This window comes from Acinetobacter sp. P37, from assembly GCF_057480965.1.
This window is the reverse complement of the sequence record NZ_JBLIYY010000001.1, coordinates 128,396-152,412: the sequence shown is the minus strand read 5'-3', so window position 1 is coordinate 152,412 and position 24,017 is coordinate 128,396. Positions and strand designations below refer to the sequence as shown.

General features: G+C 40.1%; 21 protein-coding genes, 1 other RNA gene and 1 pseudogene. 16 read left to right on the top strand and 7 right to left on the bottom strand.

Annotation, left to right across the window (positions count from 1 at the left end; all coding sequences use genetic code 11):
• Positions 1-22: 22 nt before the first annotated feature.
• The 3 genes from AC25JC_RS00840 to AC25JC_RS00830 form a co-directional block, all read right to left on the bottom strand.
• Positions 23-910, bottom strand: coding sequence for a bile acid:sodium symporter family protein (locus tag AC25JC_RS00840; protein ID WP_486923277.1), 888 nt, complete (start codon positions 908-910; stop codon positions 23-25).
• 74 nt (positions 911-984) lie between these two features.
• A complete protein-coding gene (locus AC25JC_RS00835) occupies positions 985-1,863 on the bottom strand; it encodes a bile acid:sodium symporter family protein (protein WP_180109717.1) in 879 nt (292 codons plus the stop codon).
• A 147-nt stretch (positions 1,864-2,010) separates the two neighbouring features.
• Positions 2,011-2,361 carry a hypothetical protein gene (locus AC25JC_RS00830; RefSeq protein WP_078188731.1) on the bottom strand — a complete coding sequence of 117 codons (351 nt, stop codon included), beginning with the start codon at positions 2,359-2,361 and terminating at the stop codon, positions 2,011-2,013.
• Positions 2,362-2,613: 252 nt separating this feature from the next.
• Between AC25JC_RS00830 and mnmG the strand changes: the two genes are divergently transcribed.
• The 3 genes from mnmG (at position 2,614) to AC25JC_RS00815 (ending at position 6,484) form a co-directional block, all read left to right on the top strand.
• Positions 2,614-4,494 (top strand): tRNA uridine-5-carboxymethylaminomethyl(34) synthesis enzyme MnmG, encoded by a 1,881-nt coding sequence (gene mnmG / locus AC25JC_RS00825; RefSeq protein ID WP_180027015.1) that lies wholly within the window; start codon positions 2,614-2,616, stop codon positions 4,492-4,494.
• Between the two features lie 343 nt (positions 4,495-4,837).
• Positions 4,838-6,043, top strand: a complete 1,206-nt coding sequence (gene mhpT, locus AC25JC_RS00820) for a 3-(3-hydroxy-phenyl)propionate transporter MhpT (protein ID WP_180010134.1) — start codon at positions 4,838-4,840, stop codon at positions 6,041-6,043.
• A 114-nt stretch (positions 6,044-6,157) separates the two neighbouring features.
• On the top strand, positions 6,158-6,484 hold the full coding sequence (locus tag AC25JC_RS00815; protein ID WP_180115439.1) for a hypothetical protein: 327 nt from the start codon (positions 6,158-6,160) through the stop codon (positions 6,482-6,484).
• Positions 6,485-6,554: 70 nt separating this feature from the next.
• Here AC25JC_RS00815 and glnG read toward each other — a convergent pair whose 3' ends face one another.
• Positions 6,555-8,030 carry a nitrogen regulation protein NR(I) gene (gene glnG, locus AC25JC_RS00810; protein WP_180115185.1) on the bottom strand — a complete coding sequence of 492 codons (1,476 nt, stop codon included), beginning with the start codon at positions 8,028-8,030 and terminating at the stop codon, positions 6,555-6,557.
• Complete coding sequence (glnL, locus tag AC25JC_RS00805) at positions 8,020-9,126, bottom strand: nitrogen regulation protein NR(II) (protein WP_078188727.1); 1,107 nt, start codon at positions 9,124-9,126, stop codon at positions 8,020-8,022. The genes glnG and glnL overlap by 11 nt, the downstream gene beginning before the upstream one ends.
• A 352-nt stretch (positions 9,127-9,478) precedes the next feature.
• Here glnL and rimO point away from each other — a divergent pair, with 352 nt between their 5' ends.
• The 12 genes from rimO to lpxA all read left to right on the top strand — a co-directional run bounded on the left by rimO (position 9,479) and on the right by lpxA (position 21,891).
• The gene (rimO, locus tag AC25JC_RS00800; protein ID WP_111883759.1) at positions 9,479-10,822 is read left to right on the top strand and encodes a 30S ribosomal protein S12 methylthiotransferase RimO; all 1,344 of its coding nucleotides are present in this window, start codon (positions 9,479-9,481) and stop codon (positions 10,820-10,822) included.
• 45 nt (positions 10,823-10,867) lie between these two features.
• A complete protein-coding gene (gene pyrH / locus AC25JC_RS00795) occupies positions 10,868-11,596 on the top strand; it encodes a UMP kinase (protein WP_078193535.1) in 729 nt (242 codons plus the stop codon).
• A 79-nt stretch (positions 11,597-11,675) separates the two neighbouring features.
• Positions 11,676-12,230: a ribosome recycling factor gene (frr, locus tag AC25JC_RS00790; protein ID WP_078188724.1), complete on the top strand. Its 555-nt coding sequence runs from the start codon at positions 11,676-11,678 to the stop codon at positions 12,228-12,230.
• 6 nt (positions 12,231-12,236) lie between these two features.
• A complete protein-coding gene (uppS, locus tag AC25JC_RS00785; protein ID WP_486923276.1) occupies positions 12,237-12,992 on the top strand; it encodes a polyprenyl diphosphate synthase in 756 nt (251 codons plus the stop codon).
• Positions 12,993-13,817 (top strand): phosphatidate cytidylyltransferase, encoded by an 825-nt coding sequence (locus AC25JC_RS00780; RefSeq protein WP_078193533.1) that lies wholly within the window; start codon positions 12,993-12,995, stop codon positions 13,815-13,817.
• The gene (gene ispC, locus AC25JC_RS00775; RefSeq protein ID WP_486923275.1) at positions 13,818-15,014 is read left to right on the top strand and encodes a 1-deoxy-D-xylulose-5-phosphate reductoisomerase; all 1,197 of its coding nucleotides are present in this window, start codon (positions 13,818-13,820) and stop codon (positions 15,012-15,014) included.
• A gap of 3 nt (positions 15,015-15,017) precedes the next feature.
• Complete coding sequence (gene rseP, locus AC25JC_RS00770) at positions 15,018-16,373, top strand: RIP metalloprotease RseP (protein ID WP_078193531.1); 1,356 nt, start codon at positions 15,018-15,020, stop codon at positions 16,371-16,373.
• Positions 16,354-18,999, top strand: a complete 2,646-nt coding sequence (gene bamA, locus AC25JC_RS00765; protein ID WP_486923274.1) for an outer membrane protein assembly factor BamA — start codon at positions 16,354-16,356, stop codon at positions 18,997-18,999. The genes rseP and bamA overlap by 20 nt, the downstream gene beginning before the upstream one ends.
• A gap of 41 nt (positions 19,000-19,040) precedes the next feature.
• Complete coding sequence (locus AC25JC_RS00760) at positions 19,041-19,541, top strand: OmpH/Skp family outer membrane protein (RefSeq protein WP_486923273.1); 501 nt, start codon at positions 19,041-19,043, stop codon at positions 19,539-19,541.
• A gap of 3 nt (positions 19,542-19,544) precedes the next feature.
• A complete protein-coding gene (gene lpxD / locus AC25JC_RS00755) occupies positions 19,545-20,615 on the top strand; it encodes a UDP-3-O-(3-hydroxymyristoyl)glucosamine N-acyltransferase (protein WP_180115181.1) in 1,071 nt (356 codons plus the stop codon).
• 5 nt (positions 20,616-20,620) lie between these two features.
• On the top strand, positions 20,621-21,106 hold the full coding sequence (gene fabZ, locus AC25JC_RS00750; protein ID WP_171263789.1) for a 3-hydroxyacyl-ACP dehydratase FabZ: 486 nt from the start codon (positions 20,621-20,623) through the stop codon (positions 21,104-21,106).
• Entirely contained in the window at positions 21,103-21,891 is a 789-nt protein-coding gene (lpxA, locus tag AC25JC_RS00745) for an acyl-ACP--UDP-N-acetylglucosamine O-acyltransferase (RefSeq protein WP_486923272.1), read from the top strand. The genes fabZ and lpxA overlap by 4 nt, the downstream gene beginning before the upstream one ends.
• 60 nt (positions 21,892-21,951) lie before the next feature.
• On the opposite strand, the pseudogene AC25JC_RS00740 reads toward lpxA, so the two are convergent.
• A pseudogene (locus AC25JC_RS00740) lies at positions 21,952-22,813 on the bottom strand (YbgF trimerization domain-containing protein).
• Positions 22,814-23,104: 291 nt separating this feature from the next.
• Between AC25JC_RS00740 and ffs the strand changes: the two are divergent.
• An RNA gene (ffs, locus tag AC25JC_RS00735) (signal recognition particle sRNA small type) lies at positions 23,105-23,201 on the top strand.
• Between the two features lie 107 nt (positions 23,202-23,308).
• Here ffs and AC25JC_RS00730 read toward each other — a convergent pair.
• Positions 23,309-23,953, bottom strand: a complete 645-nt coding sequence (locus tag AC25JC_RS00730; protein ID WP_486923271.1) for a regulatory protein RecX — start codon at positions 23,951-23,953, stop codon at positions 23,309-23,311.
• Between the last annotated feature and the right edge of the window lie 64 nt (positions 23,954-24,017).

Below are 24,017 nucleotides of genomic sequence, written 5' to 3'. Positions count from 1 at the left end.
ATCCTTTTAACTTTTCAGCGACTTAACTTTTAATTGTTTCTGTTGTCGTTGTCGAGATCGGTGCGAAACGTGTAATTAGGAAGCCAAATACAGCGGCAAAGATGTACATAAAGATTGAATAAACCGCCGCAGGCATTGCAACGGCCGAGCTTGCCATCACTGTTAAGGCGATGGTCATGGCTAGCGTGCTGTTATGAATCCCGATTTCAAATGCACATGCACGTGCCTGAGCACTATTGATGCCAAATAGTCTCGGAACAAAATAACCGATACATAAGCTGAAAATACAGAATAGAACCGTTGCTAAGCCAACTTGGGTTAGATAAGCCGCAATATTATGTCGTTCAGAGTAAATAGCACCGATAATAATTAAGATGAGAAAGACCACAGCAAAGATACGGAGTGGTTTATGCAGTTTCTCAGTCAGTTTAGGTGCATAGTGACGAAGCAGCATACCTATACAGACTGGGATGATAATGATGCCGAAAACTTGGAGGATTTTTCCAAACTGTAGACTGATTTGTTGCCCTTCTTGCATGAAGTGCATGATCGAAAAATTCACGATCAATGGAAGGGTTAATGCTGCAATGACAGAGTTGATGGCGGTCAGGGTAATATTTAAAGCCAAGTCACCTTTAAATAGATAGCTAAATAAGTTAGCTGTGCTACCACCAGGTGAGGCTGCGAGTAGCATCAAGCCGACAGCAAGCAGTGCTGGTAATGCTAACAGTTTACATAGTAGAAAGGCGATACCGACAAGCAACACGAGTTGGCAAAATAATGCGATCAACACGGCTTTAGGATGTTTGGTGACACGTGCGAAATCTTTGGGGGTAAGTTCTAGCCCAAGCCCGATCATAATAAAGGCCAGTGCTAATGGCAAAAGAACCGTAATAATTCCAGAATCCATCGTATTTATTCTCCTTGAGCATATTTAATGGTTTTTCACCAAAGTCCTTATGGTGATTACGTTTGAAAAATAGTTTAGGTTTTCACTTGTTGAATTAGGTGGCTGCCACGGCGTGTCAAAATAAAACCAAATAAGGTTGCCAATAAATACATAAAAATAGAATAAACACCGGCAGGTATTGCGACTGTGGTGTTTTCAAGCACACTCAGTGCGATGGTTAGGGCGATACTGGTGTTATGAATGCCAATCTCAAAGGTACACGCACGAGCCTGTTTTTCAGGCACACCCGAGAGGAATGGAATTAAGTAACCCAAAAATAGTCCACTGAAACAGAGTAAACAGGTTGCAATGCCGACGCTGGCAAAATACGTAATAATGTTGGATTGTTCACGCAAAACTGCGAGTGTAAAGATAAGAATTAATAAGAAAATAGACAACATTCGCATCGGCTTGTTGATGTGATATGCAATGGTCGGAAAGGAGTTACGAATAAACATACCGAAACATACCGGTATCAAAATAATCAGAAATACATGGGTGATCTTATCGATAGGCATACCAATACTGGTACTTTCACCAACAAAATGCAAAATGGATAGATTGACGATAAAAGGCAATGTAAAGCACGATACAACTGAGTTAATGGCCGTTAAGCTAATGTTTAAAGCAATATCACCTTTATATAGGTAGCTAAAAAGGTTAGCAGTGGGGCCGCCGGGTGAAGCCGCAAGCAACATGAGCCCGACCGCGAGTAAAGGGGGTAACTCCAGCAACTTACACAGGAAAAAAGCAATACTGGTCAGTAGAATAAGCTGAGTAAATAAAGCGATGAAAATAACTTTTGGATAGCGTCCAACGCGTAAAAAGTCTTTGACTGAAAGTTCAAGCCCCAAACCCATCATCATAATGGCTAAAGCGATGGGTAGAAAAAATGCAAATAATCCCGAATCCATGGAATTTCCTGATATTTTTATCCTTATAGTGTTTTTGAGTTTATCTCAGTTTAATAAATAAGCAATAAATAAAAGCGAGTAAAAACTGATGTTTTACCCGCTTTATTTTTGATCTGTTAATTGGTCGATATTTTCATCGACAACTGTTTATTTAGGACGAGGAGGAGTGAACCCTAAAGCACATTTTCCTTTAATTTCTTGTCCATTAATCGTTGCAGTAGTTGCTTTTGCATCTGCACTACATGTGCTTAATAATTCGGCTTCTTCGCCATGAAGATTTGCATTTTTGGAAGAGCTAAAAAATTGTGGTTCGCAGGTACCATTCCAGATAATACCGCGATAGGCAAATGATACTTGAGCGCCTTGGCTTTTACCTTTACAGACTTGTTGATATCGCTGTGCATCATACACTTTCTCAACTTTATCATTGGCTGAGGCAGCAAGTGGTGATAAACATAAACCGCATAAAACCGTGGATAGCAAAATATTCTTATTCATGCTTATAGTCCTTATGATTCTCATGGGATCTATAACAGAATAAAAAATCATCAGAATAAAACAACAATCTTCGAGTAACATTTGCTTGAGAAATGTATATTTTTATGTGGAATATGCAAAGTATGTATGTTCATAAAGAATATATAGGCACAAAACAGTAGCCAATAACAATAAAATCGAGTTAATCAGTCAACTTATCGATGAATTTTTGCTATAATCTTCCGTCATTCTTTTTTAATCTCCTTTACCACTATGCATTATCCTAAAGTTTACGATGTCATTGTTATCGGCGGCGGTCACGCGGGTACTGAGGCAGCTCTTGCTGCGGCACGTATGGGTCGACAGACTTTACTCTTAACTCATAATATTGAGACTTTAGGGCAGATGAGCTGTAACCCAGCCATAGGTGGTATTGGTAAATCACATTTAGTACGTGAAATTGATGCGCTTGGTGGTGCAATGGCATTGGCTGCCGACAAAGGTGGTATTCAATTCCGTATTTTAAACTCACGTAAAGGTGCAGCAGTACGAGCGACTCGTGCCCAAGCTGACCGTGTACGTTTTAAAGCTGCGATTCGTCATACTTTAGAAAACCAGGCGAATTTGGATATTTTCCAACAAGCAGCTGATGACCTTATTGTTGAAGGTGATACCGTTAAAGGTGTAGTCACCCAAATGGGTATTCGCTTTGATGCGAAAACTGTTGTATTAACTACAGGTACATTCTTGGGTGGAGTGATCCACGTAGGTCTAAATAATGCTTCAGGCGGTCGTGCGGGCGATCCTCCTTCAATTTCATTGGCTGCGCGCCTTCGTGAATTGAACTTACCTGTAGGTCGTTTAAAAACAGGTACACCGCCACGTATCGATGCGCGATCAGTTGATTTCTCTGTGATGACGCCACAGCCGGGTGATTTCCCATCTCCGACTATGTCATTCATGGGTGATGCGTCGATGCATCCTGAGCAAATCAATTGCTATATCACACATACCAACGAGAAAACTCACGATATCATTCGTGGCGGCTTAGACCGTTCACCAATGTATACCGGTGTGATTGAAGGTGTGGGTCCACGTTATTGCCCATCGATTGAAGATAAAATTCATAAATTTGCCGATAAAGATTCGCATCAAGTGTTCTTGGAACCTGAAGGTTTGGACACACATGAGCTTTATCCAAACGGTATTTCAACTTCTTTACCATTCGACGTTCAATTTGAATTGGTTCGCTCGATTCGTGGTATGGAAAATGCGCACATTTTGCGTCCGGGTTATGCGATTGAGTACGACTATTTCAATCCACAATCATTGAAATTTTCTTTAGAAACCAAATCGATTAATAATCTGTATTTTGCAGGTCAAATTAACGGTACAACAGGTTATGAAGAAGCGGGAGCGCAAGGTTTGCTTGCAGGCTTAAACGCAGCACGTCGTGCATGGGATCAAGAGCAATGGACACCAAAACGTGATGAAGCGTACATGGGCGTGTTGGTTGATGACTTGATTACTCTCGGTACTAAAGAACCGTACCGTATGTTCACGTCACGTGCGGAATACCGTTTGATGTTGCGTGAAGACAATGCGGATCAGCGTTTAACTGCAATTGGCCGTGAAATGGGTCTTGTGGATGATGCGCGTTGGGATTCGTTCTGCCAAAAAATGGAAGCTGTTGAAACTGAAAAAGGTCGTTTACAACACCTTTGGGCAGCGCCAAACAATCCACTAGGCAAAAAATTCGTTGAAATGACTGGTGATGACCTGTCTAAAGAAACCAATGCAATTGATTTGTTAAAACGTCCAAATATCAACTTTGCGCAAATTGCTGAATTGACTGGTTCAGAAGTTTCAGCATTTGTTGGAGAGCAAATTGAAATTGCTGTGAAATATGCGGGTTATATTAACCGTCAGCAAGAAGACGTTGCGCAAATGAAACGTTTGGAAGATACACGTATTCCTGCTGATTTTGATTACGATGTAGTTTCTGGTCTTTCACGTGAAATCACCATGAAGCTGAAAAATGTATTGCCTGAAACATTGGCACAAGCAAGTCGTATTCCAGGTGTAACACCTGCGGCTGTTCAATTGGTGATGATTACTATCCGTAAGAATAACCAAGCGAAAAAATCTGCATAAGATTTTGAGTTAAATAAAAAACCCGCTCAGTTGCGGGTTTTTTATTGCCAATAAATTATTGGCTGTTGCTATTTGATCGGATTAAATGAATATTTTGATCATCATTAGTTTTAGCTATGGTTTGATTATTAAAACCTTTCATAAATCTAAGTGATTGATAATTAATTATAAATACAAAAAATAAGATCTAAAAACTATTGATATACAAAGTTTTAGGTCTTAATGGTGGGCTTTTGGTCGTGTGAATTCCGACCTTTGTAGTGGTATTTATTCTACCCAATAAAGCCGAAACTTCAGGGCATGGCGTACAAGTGGGTTTACGCTACATGAATGGAGTTCGATTATGGCAAATCAACAATCGGGAAAAATGCAAAAATTTCTAACAGTATTTTTGTGTTTCTGGGTGGCATTTTTTGAAGGTTTTGACCTACAAGCACCCGGTATCGCAGCAAAAGGAATCGCAGCGACATTTTCCTTAGATCAGGTGCAAATGGGTTATGTGTTTAGCTTAGGTGTGTTTGGTATGTTATTTGGCGCGTTCTTTGGGGGGCGTGTCGCTGACTATTTGGGACAGAAGAAAGTCCTGATGCTGTCGATTTTTATCTTCGGTGTATTTATGTCGATTACGGCAGTTGCACCAAGTATTGAAATTTTATATATCGCACGATTCTTTACAGGTTTAGGTTTGGGTGCTGCGATGCCAACGATGATCTCGGTGGTGGGTGATGAAGCGACGGATGCTAACCGTGGGCGCTTAAATAGTTTGATGTACTGTGGCTTACCCGTAGGTGCAATCTTTGTTGCTGGCTTGGGTATTGTCTTTAAAGATATCTCATGGCATACACTATTTTTAATTGGTGGTTTAACGCCTTTAATCTTGATTCCATTCATGGCGATTATCTTAAAAGATAAGCGTACAGAAAAAGTTCAGGCAGAAACCAAGGAAACGGTTCCACCGATGGGGCAAATCCTTTTTGCTGAACAGCGTTATAAGTATACATTGCCGCTTTGGCTGAGTTTCTTCTTTACCTTAATGGTGAACTATATTCTGATCAGTTGGTTGCCTAACTTGCTCATGGAGCAAGGATTAGAAAAGCAACAAGCTTTTATGATCATGTTGATGTTCCAAGTGGGCGCAGTGATTGGTACGCTGGGTTTAGGCTACTTGCTGGATCGCCTAAAATTATGGCAAATGGCAGTGATTATCTATTCAGGTTTGTTTGTGGCATTGTTTGTGCTGTTTACAACAAATTCCATTCCTGTACTCATTGCGGCAGGCATCATGGGCGGAATTTTCTCTACAGGCGGTCAATCGATTTTGTATGGGATCTCCCCAATTTTCTATACACCAGCTGGGAAAGTGACAGGTGTGGGGAGTGCAATTTCATGGGGGCGTTTGGGTGCAATGACAGGTCCATTACTTACAGGCAAGATTTTGGCGCTAGGTCTAGGAACGACAGGTATTTTAATTGCAAGTGCGCCGGGTATTGCTTTGTCGGCTATCGCGGTGGCTGCATTGTCAGCCTATAAGTCATCCCTCAAGAAATAGTCAAAACCAGTCATATTTAAAGGAGCTACGGCTCCTTTTTTATTGAATAAATATCTTTAGCTGAAACTAAGTTTTGTTAGAATAAATCTAATATTTATGAATAAATTTACTTTTATGTCTTATCAATTGATCGAACTTGATATTTCTCCGTCAGATAACATTCAGTGTCCACATTGCCAGCAGCAAGTGATTGATTGGTCAGAAGAACAGTATGTGCAGCCATGTGAGCATGTGCTGTTTATTGCAATGGATATTGGTTTTGAGTTTATTACCGATGAATTTGAGCAAACTATGCAGCATACAGTCGATGACTTGCATGCTAATGATGATCAGTATCATATGTTTACTGAAATTACCTCCTCGAGCTTCCCTGAGTTTCTCATTTATAAGTCTGATTTAGGGGTGGAAGGTTATTCACGTTATGTTGGCTTTACGGCATAAAATATTGCTAAAAAATCTCAAAATAAAAAAGCCAGTCAAGTGACTGGCTTTTTTAATGAAAATCAGAAAATTAACTTTCTAATTCTTCTTCGACATCATCTTCGGCACTGTCCATACCAAGTTCTTTGAGTTTACGGGTTAAAGTGTTGCGACCCCAACCTAAAAGTTCTGCTGCATGGCGCTTACGCCCACGTGTTTGCTGTAGTGCAGCATTGATGAGGGTGCGTTCAAACATTGGTGTGGCAATGTCGAGAATTTTCATCTCACCGTTTTTCAGTTTTTGTACGGCCCATTGACCAAGTAATTCATCCCAATGATGCACACCGATGCGATCAATCCCTTGAGCAGAAGGGTTGCCATCTGTACCTTGAATTGGAATCTGTTTTAATTCAGAAGGTAAATCTTCTGGATAAACTTCACGGCCTGTGATCATAACCGTTAACCAACGACAGGTATTTTCAAGCTGACGCACATTACCTTGCCATGGCAGTTTTTGCATGTATTCTTGCGTTTCAGGACGCAGAATCTTCGGACTTACCCCAAGTTCTTTACCTGCACTTGCAAGGAAGTGTTGTGCAAGCATCGGAATATCTTCACTACGATGTGCAAGTTTTGGAATATGAATACGAATCACGTTTAGACGGTGGTACAAGTCTTCACGGAAGCGACCTTCATGTACTAATTTTTCTAAGTCTTGGTGTGTCGCTGCAACGATACGGACATCCACCTTGACTGGGATGTGACCACCGACTCGGTAGAATTCGCCATCCGCTAAAACACGCAGTAAACGTGTTTGGGTTTCAAATGGCATGTCACCAATTTCATCAAGGAAAAGAGTCCCGCCATTGGCTTGTTCGAAACGCCCTTGACGCTGTGTGTTGGCACCGGTGAACGCTCCTTTTTCATGACCAAATAATTCAGTTTCGATCAAATCTTTTGGAATTGCTGCCATGTTGAGGGCAATAAATGGCTTATTGCCACGTGGTGAGTGTTTGTGCAACGCATGCGCAACCAATTCTTTACCCGTGCCTGATTCACCATTAATTAATACAGTAATGTGTGATTGAGAAAGACGACCAATGGCACGGAAGACTTCCTGCATAGCAGGTGATTCACCAATAATCTCTGTAGATTGAATCGGTTGAATGGTTTTAGCAGATTCTTGTTGTTGTAATTTGGCAATATGCAAAATTGCACGGTTTACAAGTGCTAAAGCTTCATCAATATCAAAAGGTTTTGGTAGATATTCAAAAGCACCCGTTTGATAGCTCGACACAGCAGATTCTAAATCTGAATGTGCGGTCATGATAATTACAGGTAAGTCAGGGTAGTTGCCTTTGACTTTGCCTAAAAAGGTCAGTCCATCAATACCCGGCATACGGATGTCCGTCAAAATAACATCTGGCGCATCGACACTTAACTGATCTAAAGCGGATTGTGCTTCTTCAAAACTGGTAACATCAAAACCTTCTTCTTTGAATGTTTTTTCCAGCACCCAACGCATGGCGCGATCATCATCGATGACCCAAATCTTATTACGCGACATGATCTGACTCCCAAGGTAAATATAGGCTAAATACTGTTTTTCCAGGAACTGATTGGCATTCAATCATTCCGTTATGTTGATGCATAATATTTTGTGCAATGCTAAGGCCGAGACCTGTGCCTTTCGCTCGTCCTGTCACTAAAGGGTAAAATACGGATTCTAATATTTCTTGTGGTACACCCGGTCCATTGTCCTCGATGTCAATGCGTACCGCAGAACGTTTTAATACACCGTTGATGGTGACTAAACGTTGAATACGTGTGCGCAAAGTGAGTTCTGGTTGATGCTCAACAAAGAACTCTTTATTTTCCGTCATCGCCTGAACGGCATTTACACTGATATTCAGCATGACCTGAATCAATTGATCACGATCTGCTAAAACATCCGGTAACGAAAGGTCGTAATCACGGGTGATCTTAATTTTCTTTTTGGTTTGGTTGACGATCAGTGAACGGACACGTTCAAGTGGTTCATGCACATTGACTGGCTCGTAACTTGGCAATTGTCTTGAACCCAGCATGGTGTCAGCAAGATTTCTTAATCGATCCACTTCACTAATAATAATGTCGGTGAATTCACTGTACTTCGGATCATTTAAGCTACGCGCTAAAAGTTGTGTCGCCCCACGGATACCACCGAGTGGATTTTTAATTTCATGAGCAACACCACGAATCAGTTGTCGTGCAACTTGATGTTGTTGAATCAGGTTTTCTTCTTTAGAGATTTTCAACATCCGGTCGATTTGATTCAGTTCAATCAATAGCAACGGGTGGTAGGGTTTGCCAGAGTTGAGCTGTGACACAGTGTAATCGACATGAATGTCTTTAAAGTTGACATTAATCGTTGCTTCTCGGCGCGTATAGTGTTGACCAGAAGTTAATGTATTCATTAATGCATCATGCGTATTGAATTCATCATCGGGCATATGGAGTAAATTTAATACAGGCTGACCTGATGCACGAAGTAAGCTGATGTCAAAAAGCGCTTCACAAGATGAATTTAAATAAAAAATATTCAGGTTGCTATCGACCAATAAAATGGCAGTGGTTAAATTATCCACTAAAAGCCGGTAATCAATCGTCATAGTCTGATCCATTAGCGAGAGGTTCCTGTCTTAAAATGGCGCAATGGCATCTTCATAAAGCAAATCGTTCAATCTAATAAGGTTCGAATTGATGCAAGTTATGCAAGATATAAGCCAACTATTTGAGAAATACGCTAAGTTTTGATGCTTATTTGAATAAATGCGCTTATTTAAGACTTTAAATAAAGTGTATAGCCGATTAAAAACAGGCTGTAAATATAAAATGCATTAAAATGGTGCAAATGAAATTATATGGATGAATTTATAGCATTATTTTGGTGCGTGATATAAAGAGTGGTCTTTTCACCTGTTTTTATGTTTTGAAAAGACATACAATACGCGGATTATAGTGGAGCGCAGATTCATGAAATCCCCCAAAGTCGGTTTTGTTTCTTTAGGTTGTCCTAAGGCATTGGTAGATTCCGAACGAATTTTAACTCAGTTAAAGACTGAAGGTTATGATGTAGCATCAGATTATGATGGTGCCGATTTAGTAGTTGTAAATACCTGTGGTTTTATTGAATCTGCAGTACAAGAGTCGCTAGATGCCATTGGCGAAGCGATGAGTTCAAACGGTCGCGTAATTGTGACTGGTTGTTTAGGTAAAGACGAAGATAAAATTCGCCAAATGCACCCAAATGTCTTAAAAGTGACAGGTGCTGCGGCATATCAAGAAGTGATGGAAGCTGTGCACGAATACGTGCCTGAGCCACCGAAACACAATCCGTTTATTGATCTAGTACCTGAACAAGGTATTCGTTTAACACCAAAACATTATGCTTATTTGAAGATTTCAGAAGGTTGTAATCACCGTTGCACATTCTGCATCATCCCAAGCATGCGTGGTGATTTGGTTTCTCGTCCAGTAGGTTCAGTATTGACTGAAGCTCAAGCGCTGAAAAAAGCAGGCGTAAAAGAAGTCCTTGTGATTTCTCAAGATACATCGGCTTATGGCGTAGACACCAAATACAAATTGGACTTCTGGAACGGTCAGCCCGTTAAAACCAAATTCTATGACATGTGTGAAGCATTGGGTCAATTGGGTATCTGGGTGCGTCTGCACTATGTATATCCATATCCACATGTGGATGCTGTGATTGACTTAATGGCGCAAGGCAAAATTTTGCCTTATTTGGATATTCCATTCCAACATGCAAGTCCTAAGATTTTAAAACTCATGAAACGTCCTGCGCACAGTGAAAATACACTGGAACGTTTAAAAGTTTGGCGTGAGAAATGTCCTGATCTTGTGATTCGTTCTACATTTGTTGTGGGCTTCCCGGGTGAAACTGAAGAAGACTTCCAAATGTTGCTTGATTGGTTAAAAGAAGCGCAGCTTGATCGTGTGGGTTGTTTTACTTACTCACCAGTTGAAGGCGCGACTGCAAATGATTTGCCAGATCATGTGCCTGAAGAAATCAAACAAGAGCGTTATGAACGTTTCATGCAAGTTCAGCAAGAAATCTCTGCTGCGAAATTGCAAAGCCGTATCGGTCAGAAAATGACAGTACTTGTGGATGATCTTGAAGAAGAGTTCCCAGTTGCTGTTGCGCGTTCTTATGCAGATGCCCCTGAAATTGATGGTAATGTTTTTGTTGAAGATATCGATAAGTCAGTGATTAAAGCAGGTGATTTACTTGAAGTAGAAATCACAGATGCAGATGAATATGACTTATTTGCAAAACTAATCTCGGTTAAGTCTGCTTAAACGATTCATTAAAAATAATTGAAATTAAATAATTCGGAGTTGATGATGCTTGATTCTAAAAAACCACGTTTTGGTCGCATCCTGCTTAAGCTTTCAGGTGAAGCTTTAGCGGGCAATAAAGAGATGGGTATCGATGCACAAGTGCTCGATCAAATGTCACTCGCAATTGCGCACCTTGTTGGTTTGGGTGTTCAAGTGGGTATCGTTGTCGGTGGTGGTAACCTTTACCGTGGTAGCCAATTACAAAAAGATGGTTTGGTTGGCCGTGTAACAGGTGACCAAATGGGTATGTTGGCCACTGTGATGAACGGTTTGGCACTTCGTGATGCTTTGGTACGTCGTAATATCAAAACTCGTCTAATGTCAGCTTTACCTATTGGTGCTGTGGTTGAATCATATTCTAGCCGTGATGCAATTCGTCATTTAACTCGTGGCGAAGTATGTGTATTTGTCGCAGGTACGGGTAACCCATTCTTTACGACAGATACAGCAGCATGCTTACGCGGTATCGAGATTGAAGCCAATCTTATTCTTAAAGCGACGAAAGTTGATGGCGTATACAACAAAGATCCAAGCAAATATGAAGATGCAGTGAAATACGATGCATTAACATTTGACCAAGTTTTAGATGAAAAACTGGGTGTGATGGATTTAACAGCGATCTGCTTGTGCCGTGACCACAACGTTCCACTTCAAGTATTTGATATGAACAAATCAGGTTCATTGCTTTCAGTGGTAATGGGTGAAAAAGAGGGTACTCACGTTACGAACTAATGTACGTGGGCCCTAAAGCTCTTTATACTACAAGCTATTTTAGAATTTACATCTTTTCGAATTAAGTAAGGAAGATCACATGATTAACGATCTTAAAAAAGACGCAGAAGACCGTATGAACAAATCTCTAGATTCTCTAGAGCATGGTTTTGCTAAAGTTCGTACAGGGCGCGCGCACCCATCAATTTTAAATGGTGTTATGGTTCCTTACTATGGCTCTGATGTGCCATTAAACCAAGTAGCGAACGTGGGTGTAGAAGATTCTCGTACTTTACTTGTTCAGCCTTTTGAACGTTCAATGGTTGCTGCAATTGATAAAGCAATCCGTGAATCTGACTTGGGCTTAAACCCGATTACTGCTGATGCCATCCGTGTTCCTATGGCCGCATTGACAGAAGAAACACGTAAAGACATGCAGAAAGTTGCACGTAACGAAGCTGAAAATGCAAAAGTTGCGATCCGTAACATCCGTCGTGATGTTTTAGGTGATATCAAAGCATTGTTGAAAGAAAAAGAAATTTCTGAAGATGATGAGCGTCGTGCGGGTGATGACATTCAAAAAATCACAGACAAATTCGTTGCTGAAGTTGAAAAACGTCTGGCTGCAAAAGAAGCTGAATTGATGAAGGTCTAAGTTTTAATGACCTCATCTGAAGAAACTTCCCGTCTTCCAAAACATGTTGCCATCATTATGGATGGTAACAATCGTTTTGCCAAAAAGAATCAAATGCAAAAAGGTGAAGGGCATCGTTCTGGAAAGGACATCCTAGATCCCATCGTTGAACATTGTCGTAAAAGAAATATCCAAGCACTGACGGTTTTTGCTTTTTCGAGTGAAAATTGGAATCGTCCTCAGTTTGAGGTTGATTTGTTGATGGCTCTTCTTGAAGAAACCATTCATGAACAGTTGCCACGCATGGAAAAATTTAACATTTCCCTACGTTTTATTGGTGATCGTTCTCGTTTATCTCCTAACTTACGTGACTTAATGTTGCAAGCCGAACAAAGGACTGCTAATTTCGACAGCATGACTTTAACTATTGCAATTAGTTACGGTGGTATGTGGGATATGGCACAGGCTGCAAAACAAATCGCAGCAGATGTTTTAACTAACAAAATAAATCTTGAAGCAGTGGATGCTGAAGTCTTCGGTCAATATGTCAGTTTAAGTGATCTACCTCCGGTAGATTTGTTAATTCGTACAGGTGGTGATTTCCGTCTTTCGAACTTCTTGCTTTGGCAAGCTGCGTATGCAGAACTTTATTTTACCCAGACATTATGGCCTGAATTTACCATTGAAGAATTTGATAACGCACTAGCAGTATTTGGTGGTCGTGAACGTCGTTTTGGTAAGACCTCAGAGCAGATTCAACAAGAGCAGTTTGAGAATAAATAAATGTTAGAGCGGATAATAACCGCATTGGTACTGGTTTCAGTTGTATTGAGTTGCATGTTTGCAACCGAGTCTAAATACCCAATGCTTGTGCTGATGATTATTGCATCAGCTGTCGCTGGTTATGAGTGGTTTAAACTCATGCCGCGTAATACACAAAATGTGATTAAACCTTTCGCTTGGGGCTATGGTCTAGTCACTGCTATTCTTTCAGCACTAGCATTGCATTTTACTGATGTTGCATTGCTGCTTTGGGCAGCTTCAATCTTTACTTGGATCTTAAGTGTATATTGGGTGAAGTCTTATCCTGATTACGATAACTGGTATAACCCGAGTCTGAGTGGTATTGGTTTAGTCTTAGTTCCTGCTGCGGTAACTGCTATTTTTTCTGTGTGGATGAACTCACCTTGGTGGCTCATGTATCTGTTCCTGTTGGTATGGGGGGCAGACAGTGGTGCATACTTCGTGGGACGTAAATTTGGTAAGAAAAAACTTGCACCAGATGTGAGCCCAAATAAATCGATCGAAGGTTTATATGGCGGTCTATTCACTGCAATGCTAATTGTTATTGTTGTTGAAATTATTTATCTTGATTTAAGCATCGCTGAACATATTTTATTTTTAATACTTTCAGTAATAACAGTATTTAGTTCAGTACTTGGTGATTTATTTGAATCGATGATCAAGCGTCGTGCAGGGATCAAAGATTCTGGTCGTATTCTTCCCGGACATGGTGGTGTGCTGGATCGTATTGACTCGTTGCTTGCTGCAGCACCTATCTTTGCGGCAGGTATGTATGTTTTAAAATTAATTGGCGTAGATTTATAGATGTCACAATCTGTTTGTATATTGGGTGTAACAGGATCCATTGGTCAAAGTACTTTAAAGATTCTGCAACAGCACCCCGAAGAGTATTCAGTTTTTGCAGTCACTGCACATAGCCGAATTGTTGAACTTGTCGAAATATGCAAACAATATCGACCGAAAATCGCAGTTGTTCCATACAATAAAGTGGATGAACTGCGCCAATTACTCGTAGCTGAAAAATTAACTGATATTGAAATCCTGCATGATGAAGCAGGATTAATCGCAGTAGCAGAACATCCACAGGTTGATGTGGTCATGGCCGCTATTGTGGGTGCGGCAGGATTGCTACCGACATTGGCTGCTGCGAAAGCAGGTAAGCGTGTCTTACTGGCAAATAAAGAAGCGCTGGTAATGTCGGGTGACATCATGATTCAGACCGCACGTGAAAATAATGCTTTGTTACTGCCGGTCGATTCTGAACATAATGCAATCTTCCAATGCTTGCCTGAAACTTATCTACAAGGTGAGCGTCATGGTCAGCCAAAATTGGGTGTCAAACAGATTTTACTCACCGCATCTGGTGGTCCATTTTTGCATCATAGTTTAGAAGAATTGCAAAGTGTGACGCCTGCCCAAGCCTGTAAGCATCCAAACTGGTCGATGGGGCAAAAAATTTCTGTTGATTCTGCAACGCTGATGAATAAAGGCTTGGAATTGATCGAAGCCTGTCATCTTTTTGCAGTTGAAGAACAATTTGTAACAGTTGTTGTCCATCCACAGAGTATCATTCATTCAATGGTTCAATATGTAGATGGTTCGACTTTGGCGCAAATGGGTAATCCTGATATGTGTACGCCTATTGCTCATGCATTAGCATGGCCGAAGCGTATTCAAACACATGTGCCTCCATTAGATTTATTTGTTCATTCACAGTTAAACTTTGAACAGCCTGATATACAGCGATTCCCAGCACTAAAATTAGCACGTCAAGCCATGAAGGCTGGGGGCTTAGCTCCTACGATTTTAAATGCAGCCAATGAAATCGCCGTGGCAGCATTTTTGCATGAGAAAATTGGCTTTACTCAAATCCCTCAAATTGTGGAACATGTGTTGGGGCAAGTTGAAAACTCAGCTGCAAATAATATTGATGTTATTTTGCATGCAGATAAATCGGCACGTATGGTTGCTGAAAAAGCAGTATTGAATTCAGGAAGTTAAGACATGAATGCCTTGTTTATGATTATTGCAGCAATATTGCTACTTGGACCGCTGATAGCGATTCATGAATTTGGGCATTATTTCGTTGCACGTAAACTGGGCGTAAAGGTTTTGGTGTATTCGATTGGTTTTGGCCCAACACTGCTCAAGTGGACGTCGAAGAAATCAGGTATTCAATATCAACTGTCTGCATTGCCACTGGGTGGTTATGTCAAAATGTTGGATGAACGCGAAGGTGATGTCGCAGCAGAAGACTTACCAAAAGCATTTAACCGACAACACCCTTGGAAACGTATTGCAATTGTTGCGGCAGGGCCACTCATTAACTTGGCTTTTGCAGTAGTGTTGTTTTGGATTTTATTTTTACCAGCTCAGGAACAGCTCAATACGCGCGTAGGTAAAATTTTACCGAATACGCCTGCAGCAGCTGCGCAAATGCAGTCTGGTGATAAAATTACTGCCGTAGATGGCACTCAAGTATCCACTTGGGAGCGCTTGAATTATGCCTTGGTTGATCGTGTAGGTGAAACTGGCAATATTCAAATTCAAGCTGAACGAGCAGGGCAAATTCAAAACTTCAGTTTACCGATTCAAAGTTTCTTACGTGATCAAACTCAGTCACCACTCGATGTTTTAGGTTTTACACCGTATCGTCCTGAAATTCCTGCAGTGGTTTCAAAGCTTAGCGAAGATGGTGCAGCAATACGCCAAGGGATGCAGGTGGGTGATCGAATTGTTTCGATCGATGGCGTAAAAATGAAAGACTGGTTTGATGTTGTACAAGTTGTACAAGCTTCTCCAGAAAAGTTACTTAAAATTGATGTTTTACGACAAAATAAAATTGTGCATTTAAGCGTGATGCCGCAAGGTAAGCGTGACCAAATGGGTAAAGTCACAGGGCTTTTAGGTGTACAAAGTGATCCGGGTAAAGTCAATATTCCAGCCGAATACAAACAAACCATTCAATACACGCCTGTAGAGGCGATGGGCAAAGCGGTAGAAAAAACAGGTCAGATATCTAGTATGATCCTGAATTCTATTGTAAAAATGGTGCGTGGTTTGGTTGGTTTAGATAATTTATCTGGTCCGATTACTATTGCGAAAGTGGCTGGACAAAGTGCTGAAATGGGGTGGCAAACCTTCATTTCATTTATGGCACTGATGAGTGTAAGTTTGGGTATTTTAAATTTACTACCGATTCCTATGCTCGATGGCGGTCATTTAATTTACTATTTTATTGAATTAATTCGTGGTAAACCTGTTTCTGAACAAATACAATTGGTTGGATTAAAAATTGGTATGGTATTGCTGGGTAGCATGATGCTACTGGCTCTATTCAATGACATTATGCGTTTATAAGAACGTTATACGAAATAAATTAACAGCGGAAAAGACTGGCATGCAGCACAAACATTTATTTATGCCATTGGCACTGGTTAGTGCTATGGCCGTAGCACAACAAGTATATGCAGCAGATGATTTTGTAGTACAAGATATTCGTGTTGATGGCTTAGTGCGTTTAACTCCTGACAATGTAGCCGGAATGATCCCATTCTCCGCTGGTGATCGTGTCAATGATCAAATCATTTCAAACTCAATTCGTAGCATGTTTGCGTCGGGTTTGTTTGATGATGTGAAGTCTTCACAAGTCGGTAATACCCTTGTATATACAGTGGTTGAACGCCCAGTAATTTCTAAAGTTGAGCTAAAAGGCAATAAACTTATTCCTAAAGAAGCCTTGGAAGAAGGCTTAAAGAAAATGGGTCTGTCCGAAGGTGAAGTTTTAAAGAAATCATCTTTGCAAACGGTTGAAACTGAATTAGAACAACAGTACATGCAGCAAGGTCGCTACGATGCTGATGTAAAAGTTATTACAACCGCTCAACCGAATAACCGTGTAAATGTCTTAATCGAGTTTGAAGAAGGTCAATCTGCCAAAGTATTTGATATTAATATCATTGGTAATACGGTCTTTAAAGAAAGCGAAATTAAACAAATTTTTGCATTAAAAGAAAGTGGTTGGAACTCGATCATTTCTCGTAATGACCGCTATGCACGTGAAAAGATGGCTGCGAGTTTAGAAGCGTTACGTGCGATGTATCTCAACAAAGGTTACATCAACTTCAACATTACCAATTCAAGTCTAAATTTGAGTGAAGATAAAAAACACGTCTTTATCGAAGTTTCGGTGGATGAAGGTGAACAATTTAAATTTGGTGAAACCCATTTCTTAGGTGATACGCTTTATACGCAAACTGATTTAAACGCTTTAAAACTCTATAAAGATGGCGATTTATATTCACAAGAAAAAGTGAATGGTGTGAAACAGCTTTTACTTCGTAAATACGGTAACGCAGGTTACTACTTTGCAGAAGTGAACATTGTTCCTGAAATTAATAAAGACACCAAATTGGTTGATTTAAATTACTATGTGAATCCGGGTCAGCAAGTCACTGTTCGCCGTATTAATTTCACAGGTAACTCGAAAACAGCTGATGAAGTTTTACGTCGTGAAATGCGTCAAATGGAAGGCGCCTTAGCAAGTAACGAAAAAATTGATTTGTCTAAAGTGCGTTTAGAACGTACTGGTTTCTTTAAAACCGTTGATGTTAAGCCTGCACGTATTCCGGGCACGCCAGATCAAATTGATTTAAACGTGAATGTTGAAGAGCAGCATTCGGGTACAAGTACTTTAGCTGTTGGTTTCTCACAAAGTGGTGGTGTAACTTTCCAAGCAGGTTTGAGTCAAACCAACTTCTTGGGTACAGGTAATGCAGTTTCTATCGATTTGTCTCGTTCAGAGACTCAAGATTACTACAACCTCAGTGTAACTGACCCATACTTCACTATTGATGGTGTGCGCCGCGGTTATAACATGTACTACCGTAAAACCAAGTTAGATAACGACTATAACGTTAACAACTATATTACAGACAGTTTTGGTGGTGGTATCAACTTTGGTTATCCGATCGATGAAAACCAAAGTATCAGTATGGGTTTGAATATTGATAATACCGAAGTGACAACAGGTCCATATGTTTCTACATATGTTCGTGACTACTTGTTAGCACATGGTGGTAAGCCAAAAGGGCAAGGCGAATATTGTTCATCGGGCAATACTTCTTCACAGTGGGATCTTGATTTAGCTGCAAATCCTAACCTTGAAAAACCTACTGATAAAGAAGATGAGTATTTTAAAAAGTTATGTAGAAACTCAGCAAATGAAGACATTGGTTTTACAGGATTTGATGATGAGTTTTCTGGTGATTTTTTAACATATAATCTTAATCTTGGTTGGTCTTACAACACTTTAAACCGTCCAGTATTCCCAACATCGGGCATGTCACATCGTATTAATGCAGAGGTTGCATTACCTGGTAGTGATGTTGAGTATCAAAAAGCAACATATGATGTTCAAGCTTTCTTCCCGTTGGGCAAAGACTTTGTTTTACGTGGCTATGGTAAGTTAGGCTACGGTAATGATCTACCATTCTATAAAAACTTCTATGCTGGTGGTTTTGGTTCGGTCCGTGGCTATGACAACAGTACTTTAGGTCCAAAATATCCAGGTGTAACTTATAATGAATCGCACAAAATTGATTATGACCCTGAAGAGGTTGGTGGTAACGCCTTAGTACAATTTGGTGCGGAATTAGTTTTACCTGTGCCATTTAAAGGAGATTGGGCTCGTCAAGTTCGTCCAGTATTGTTTGCCGAAGGTGCGCAAGTTTTCGACACGCAATGTGATGTTCCTGAGGGGAAATTATATTTAACAGGTGAGTTGGACGATAAAGGTATTGATGCGAAGAAATATTGTAAAGATAACTTTGGTTTCGACACGAACAATATGCGTTATAGCGTGGGTGCTGGCTTTACTTGGATCACGATGATTGGTCCAATTTCACTCAGTTATGCATTCCCGCTTAATGACAAAGCTGGCGATGAAACAAAAGAAATTCAATTCGAGATTGGTCGTACGTTCTAAGTACGACCCTTCGGGGAATAACAAAATTACAGGTTGATAAGATGAATAAATTATTTGCTGGTTTGGCCGTATTGGGTATGTCATGTTCTGCTGTGGTACATGCAGCAGGTTACGGTGTGGTTGATTTAGAAAATGTGGTGGATCAAAGCGCTTATCTAAAACAACAAAATGCTCAAATTCAACAGCAATTGAAACCACAAACCACTAAAATTGAATCACTTGCTAAAGAGCTGGAAGCAATGCAACAAAAAGCTCAGCAAGGTGGTGATAAGTTGACTGCTGCGCAAAAGCAGCAAATGGGTCAACAGTATCAAGCTAAACTTAAAGAGCTGACTGATTTACAGCAAAAAGTTCAAGCTTCGGTTCAAGGGAATATTCAGTCCTTAAATCGCACGATGGATACTCGAATCAAGCAAGTTGCAGAACAATTGCGCACAGAAAATAAGTTAGATGTTGTTTTGAATAAAAATTCAGCACTTGCGTATGACCCTAAGTTTGATTTAACTGATAAAATGATTCAAAAGGTTAATGCAATTAAATAATCAATGAGTTCTCAAAAATTCAGTTTAGAAAAGCTTGCTCAACTTGTTCAAGGTCAATGTATTGGTCAGCTAGACTTGCAATTCAGTGGAATGGCAAGTCTAGAGAGTGCTCAACCGCATCAGCTTGCATTTTTAAACGCAGATAAATATCTGAATGAAGCTCAACAGTCTCAGGCTGGTGCGCTGATTGTGACTGCAGACATGCAGTCACAAATCCCTTCACAGCAAAACTTCATTGTTGTACCCAATCCGTATCTGGCTTTCGCTATTCTAACGCATGTTTTTGAAAAAAAATCTGTAGAAACAGGAATTGAAAGTACTGCCCAAATTCATCCTTCCGCAATCATTTCTGATACTGCTTATATTGGGCATTATGTGGTGATTGGTGCGAATAGTGTGGTGGGTGATGGAACTCGCATTGAATCACAAGTGAAGATTGATCATGGTGTTGAAATTGGTAAAGATTGTTTTATCGATTCGCATGTGACAATTACTGGTGAAGCCAAGTTAGGTGATCGTGTACGTATCCATGCAAATACGGTGATCGGTGGTGAAGGGTTTGGTTTTGCACCTTATCAAGGGAAATGGCATCGTATTGCTCAATTAGGTTCTGTACGCATCGGGAATGATGTGCGTATTGGTTCAAATTGTAGTATCGACCGTGGTGCTTTAGATGACACAATTTTGGAAGATGGTGTCATTATTGATAACCTTGTGCAAATCGCACATAACGTCAAAGTTGGTGCAAATACAGCAATGGCTGCGAAATGTGGTATTGCCGGTAGTACAACTATTGGCAAAAATTGTGTGCTAGCAGGGGCTGTTGGTATCGTAGGTCACATTAATATTGCAGATAATGTGACAATTACCGGTATGTCAATGGTCACAAAAAGTATTTCCGTTGCTGGTAGTTATTCTTCAGGTACGCCAATGCTTGAAAGTGGCTCTTGGAAAAAGGCAGCAATCCGCTTTAAACAATTAGCAGATGTGCCATTGACCCAATTGGTCAAACGACTTGATCATATGCAGTCTCAAATTGAGTCCCTTGAATCAACATTTAAATTGCGTAAATAATTATGATGACAGAGTCGAATACCCCAGCTTTCACAAAACCTGAATTACCAATGACTATTCAGACTATTCGTGAATATTTGCCACATCGTTATCCGTTTTTATTGGTTGATCGTGTTGTTGAAGTGACTGACAACGGGATTGTAGGCTATAAAAATGTAACGATTAATGAAGAATTTTTACAAGGCCATTTCCCTGAATACCCAATTATGCCGGGTGTGCTGATTGTTGAAGCATTGGCGCAAGTGTCGGGTATTTTAGGTTTCATTATGAATAATGAGAAACCTTCAGCGGGTTCGCTGTTCTTATTTGCTGGTGCAGAGAAGGTTCGATTTAAAAAACAAGTCGTTGCAGGCGATCAACTTGTATTAAAATCGGAATTAGTGATGCAAAAGCGTGGCATTTACAAATATAATTGTGTTGCCACTGTAGATGGCGTAGTCGCAGCAACCGCGGAAATTATGGTTTCGCATCAGAAAACAGAGACAGCATGAGCAATAACGAATTAATTCATCCTACCGCCATTATTGACTCATCAGCAGTAATTGCTCCGGATGTGCAAATTGGACCATATTGTATTATTGGTCCTAAAGTCACAATTGGAGCGGGCACTAAACTGCATTCACATGTTGTGGTGGGTGGTTATACCCGTATTGGTCAACATAACGAAATTTTTCAATTTGCCAGTGTTGGTGAAGTCTGCCAAGACTTAAAATATGCTGGTGAAGAAACCTGGTTAGAAATCGGTGATTATAACTCGATTCGTGAACACTGTAGTTTACACCGTGGTACTGTTCAAGATCAGGGGCTAACTAAAGTTGGTAGTCACAATTTATTGATGGTGAATACACATATTGCACATGACTGTGTGGTAGGTGATAACAATATCTTTGCTAATAACGTCGGCGTTGCCGGCCATGTCCATATCGGTGATTATGTTATCGTAGGTGGTAACTCTGGTATTCATCAATTCTGTAAAATCGATTCATACAGTATGATCGGTGGTGCATCGCTTATTTTGAAAGATGTACCTGCTTATGTCATGGTATCTGGTAATCCAGCCCATGCTTTTGCCATGAACATTGAAGGCATGCGTCGTAAAGGTTGGTCAAAAAATGTGATTCAAGGTTTACGTGAATCCTTTAAATTGATCTATAAAGATGGTTTAACGACGAATGAAGCGATTGAGCGTATTCGTACTGAAATTTTGCCTGATGTGGCAGAAGCGCAATTGTTGATTGACTCACTTGAGCAGTCTAAGCGCGGTATCGTTCGTTAAATACTGCGAATAAAAATAGACACCTTATAAGGTGTCTTTTTTTTTGCGTTAAAAATAGGATTATTTTTTAACAAAGCCTGCTTCTTCAGATTTTGGATACTTTTGGATAAGCTTGCTTTTGAGCTGCGTTGCTAAACTACTATTTCGATCGACGTCTTTTGCAATGCTATACAGTTGATATAACGCTCTAGGTGCGCGGGTCGACTCAGGGTATTGATCTACCACGATACTATAGTTCTTTTTCGCTTCTGCGTAATTGGTCGGTTCAACAGCAAGGTTGAACTCAGCTAACCAAAAATATGCATTGCTAATATAAACACTGTTAGGATTATTCTTAATAAAGTTTTTCATTGGTGCAATGGCTTTCTTTGCACCACCTTGTTTGTATGCATCTAAAGCAACGGTATATGCCGCTTTCTCGAGCTCAAGTGAGTCACCACCTGCATTTACAGGTTGTTTTGCAGATGAGCTTAATGTTGCTTGGGTCGTAGGTTGTTTAACAGGAGTAGGCGCTGTATTAGCTGTTACTGGGTGCAGTACCTTGTTGGTTATCCTCCGCGGCCTCTGTGTCTTCACTTGGATCTACTTTTTGTTGGAGTAGTTCTAAACGTTGATCTAAATCTGCATAGCGGTTTGTAAGTTCACTTTTTAATTGTTCGATAATATTGTCTTGCTCTTCCATTTTACCGCGTAAGCTACGCAATTCATTTTCGAGCTGTTGGTTCTTCTGCATAAGCTGCCAATTCAAATTGGTTGGAATAGGGATAGAGCCAGCACCTGTTTGAATGGCTGTATTATTTGCTGTATACACAGTGTCATTATTAGCGCCACTCAAACCACGAGATTCAATTGGAATATTGGCAAATAATGCACCTGAGCAAGTCAATGTAAGGGCACACAATACATGCTGTTTAAACATCATAAAAATTCCATGTAGTTACAAGCATGTCCGTATAGAATAGTTTTATTACAGACAGCTTTAGATAAAACGATAAGCACATTAAAAACGCCAAAGTTCTGAATTGCAATAAGCTTTTACAATCTTGCTGTGTATTAAAGTAAAAATATAGTGATGAAGTTTCACGTTTTCTACATCATCGACCATCATATTGATTTATAAATAATCAAACAGTTTTTTCTATTCAGGAATTCTTGGTTTTAGGCTTGCATGTTTATTAAAAATCTCTATACTCTGTTCTTGCAATGGTAGCCCTGCCGGTTACTTCGCAATTGTACTCTATAAACCCCGCCAGGACCGGAAGGTAGCAACGGTAGTAGAAATATGATGTGCCGAAGTCTTGCTGGTAGGGTTGCCACCAGTTTCAACAATAATAAATTAAACGTCCTCTCATTTTTTCAATCCTATATTATTCTTTATTTTAGTTTTATTAATTCTTCATTTAGATCTATATCTTTGTTATTCGTCTTCAAATTCTTTACGTGCAATCACTTTAAAAATCGTATCGAGATCAAAGCCTCGATATTGCAAAAAACGTATTTGTTTGGCTTTTTGTTTTGGATCACGTTCAACAGCTTTGCCAAATTTTTTTATTTTGAGCTGGTAGGCTTCAGCGACCCAATCTGTTTCTTTTAATTCATCCTGAATTAATTCACTGTCTACTTTTTTATTTTTTAACGCGAGCTTTATACGATTAGGGCCTTTACCTTTACGTTTTTGACTCGATAGCACCATCTCTGCTACACGCTGATCGCTTTGATAGTTCTCACGCGCGAGTTCCTCCACCAAGTGTATGACTTCTTCTCGGCTATCCGCATACAGTGCTAATTTTTCGATTAAATCCGCTTTTGAGTATTCTTTACGTGTGAGTACTGCAAAAGCGTAGGAGCGTAGACGAGAGCCGCGCAGTCCTGGTTTTTTTTCAGCATGAACATCTTTACTATTGGTGTCAAAATGCAATGCAGTGTGATCGATCACCGAAGTATTGTCATGTGAAATGTCAGTTTGTACAGCATGATTTACGCAGGTAGTTTCTTCAGCTTCTGCAAACTGTTGTTTCAGTGCTTCATAATCAAGCAAGAGTGGAAAATGGTCTTTAGTCATGGGGGCATTTTAATACAAATTTTGAGTGCAAAACAAAACGCCCCGTAGGGCGTTTCGTCTGCTA

Coding starts and splice junctions, on each gene's coding strand:
- AC25JC_RS00835 (WP_180109717.1), bottom strand. CDS start 1,863: ATGGATTCGGGATTATTTGCATTTTTTCTACCCATCGCTTTAGCCATT.
- AC25JC_RS00830 (WP_078188731.1), bottom strand. CDS start 2,361: ATGAATAAGAATATTTTGCTATCCACGGTTTTATGCGGTTTATGTTTA.
- bamA (WP_486923274.1), top strand. CDS start 16,354: ATGACATTATGCGTTTATAAGAACGTTATACGAAATAAATTAACAGCG.
- rseP (WP_078193531.1), top strand. CDS start 15,018: ATGAATGCCTTGTTTATGATTATTGCAGCAATATTGCTACTTGGACCG.
- AC25JC_RS00815 (WP_180115439.1), top strand. CDS start 6,158: ATGTCTTATCAATTGATCGAACTTGATATTTCTCCGTCAGATAACATT.
- frr (WP_078188724.1), top strand. CDS start 11,676: ATGATTAACGATCTTAAAAAAGACGCAGAAGACCGTATGAACAAATCT.
- mhpT (WP_180010134.1), top strand. CDS start 4,838: ATGGCAAATCAACAATCGGGAAAAATGCAAAAATTTCTAACAGTATTT.
- AC25JC_RS00780 (WP_078193533.1), top strand. CDS start 12,993: ATGTTAGAGCGGATAATAACCGCATTGGTACTGGTTTCAGTTGTATTG.
- lpxD (WP_180115181.1), top strand. CDS start 19,545: ATGAGTTCTCAAAAATTCAGTTTAGAAAAGCTTGCTCAACTTGTTCAA.
- fabZ (WP_171263789.1), top strand. CDS start 20,621: ATGACAGAGTCGAATACCCCAGCTTTCACAAAACCTGAATTACCAATG.
- pyrH (WP_078193535.1), top strand. CDS start 10,868: ATGCTTGATTCTAAAAAACCACGTTTTGGTCGCATCCTGCTTAAGCTT.
- AC25JC_RS00840 (WP_486923277.1), bottom strand. CDS start 910: ATGGATTCTGGAATTATTACGGTTCTTTTGCCATTAGCACTGGCCTTT.
- rimO (WP_111883759.1), top strand. CDS start 9,479: ATGAAATCCCCCAAAGTCGGTTTTGTTTCTTTAGGTTGTCCTAAGGCA.
- AC25JC_RS00760 (WP_486923273.1), top strand. CDS start 19,041: ATGAATAAATTATTTGCTGGTTTGGCCGTATTGGGTATGTCATGTTCT.
- ispC (WP_486923275.1), top strand. CDS start 13,818: ATGTCACAATCTGTTTGTATATTGGGTGTAACAGGATCCATTGGTCAA.
- AC25JC_RS00730 (WP_486923271.1), bottom strand. CDS start 23,953: ATGACTAAAGACCATTTTCCACTCTTGCTTGATTATGAAGCACTGAAA.
- glnG (WP_180115185.1), bottom strand. CDS start 8,030: ATGTCGCGTAATAAGATTTGGGTCATCGATGATGATCGCGCCATGCGT.
- uppS (WP_486923276.1), top strand. CDS start 12,237: ATGACCTCATCTGAAGAAACTTCCCGTCTTCCAAAACATGTTGCCATC.
- lpxA (WP_486923272.1), top strand. CDS start 21,103: ATGAGCAATAACGAATTAATTCATCCTACCGCCATTATTGACTCATCA.
- glnL (WP_078188727.1), bottom strand. CDS start 9,126: ATGGATCAGACTATGACGATTGATTACCGGCTTTTAGTGGATAATTTA.
- mnmG (WP_180027015.1), top strand. CDS start 2,614: ATGCATTATCCTAAAGTTTACGATGTCATTGTTATCGGCGGCGGTCAC.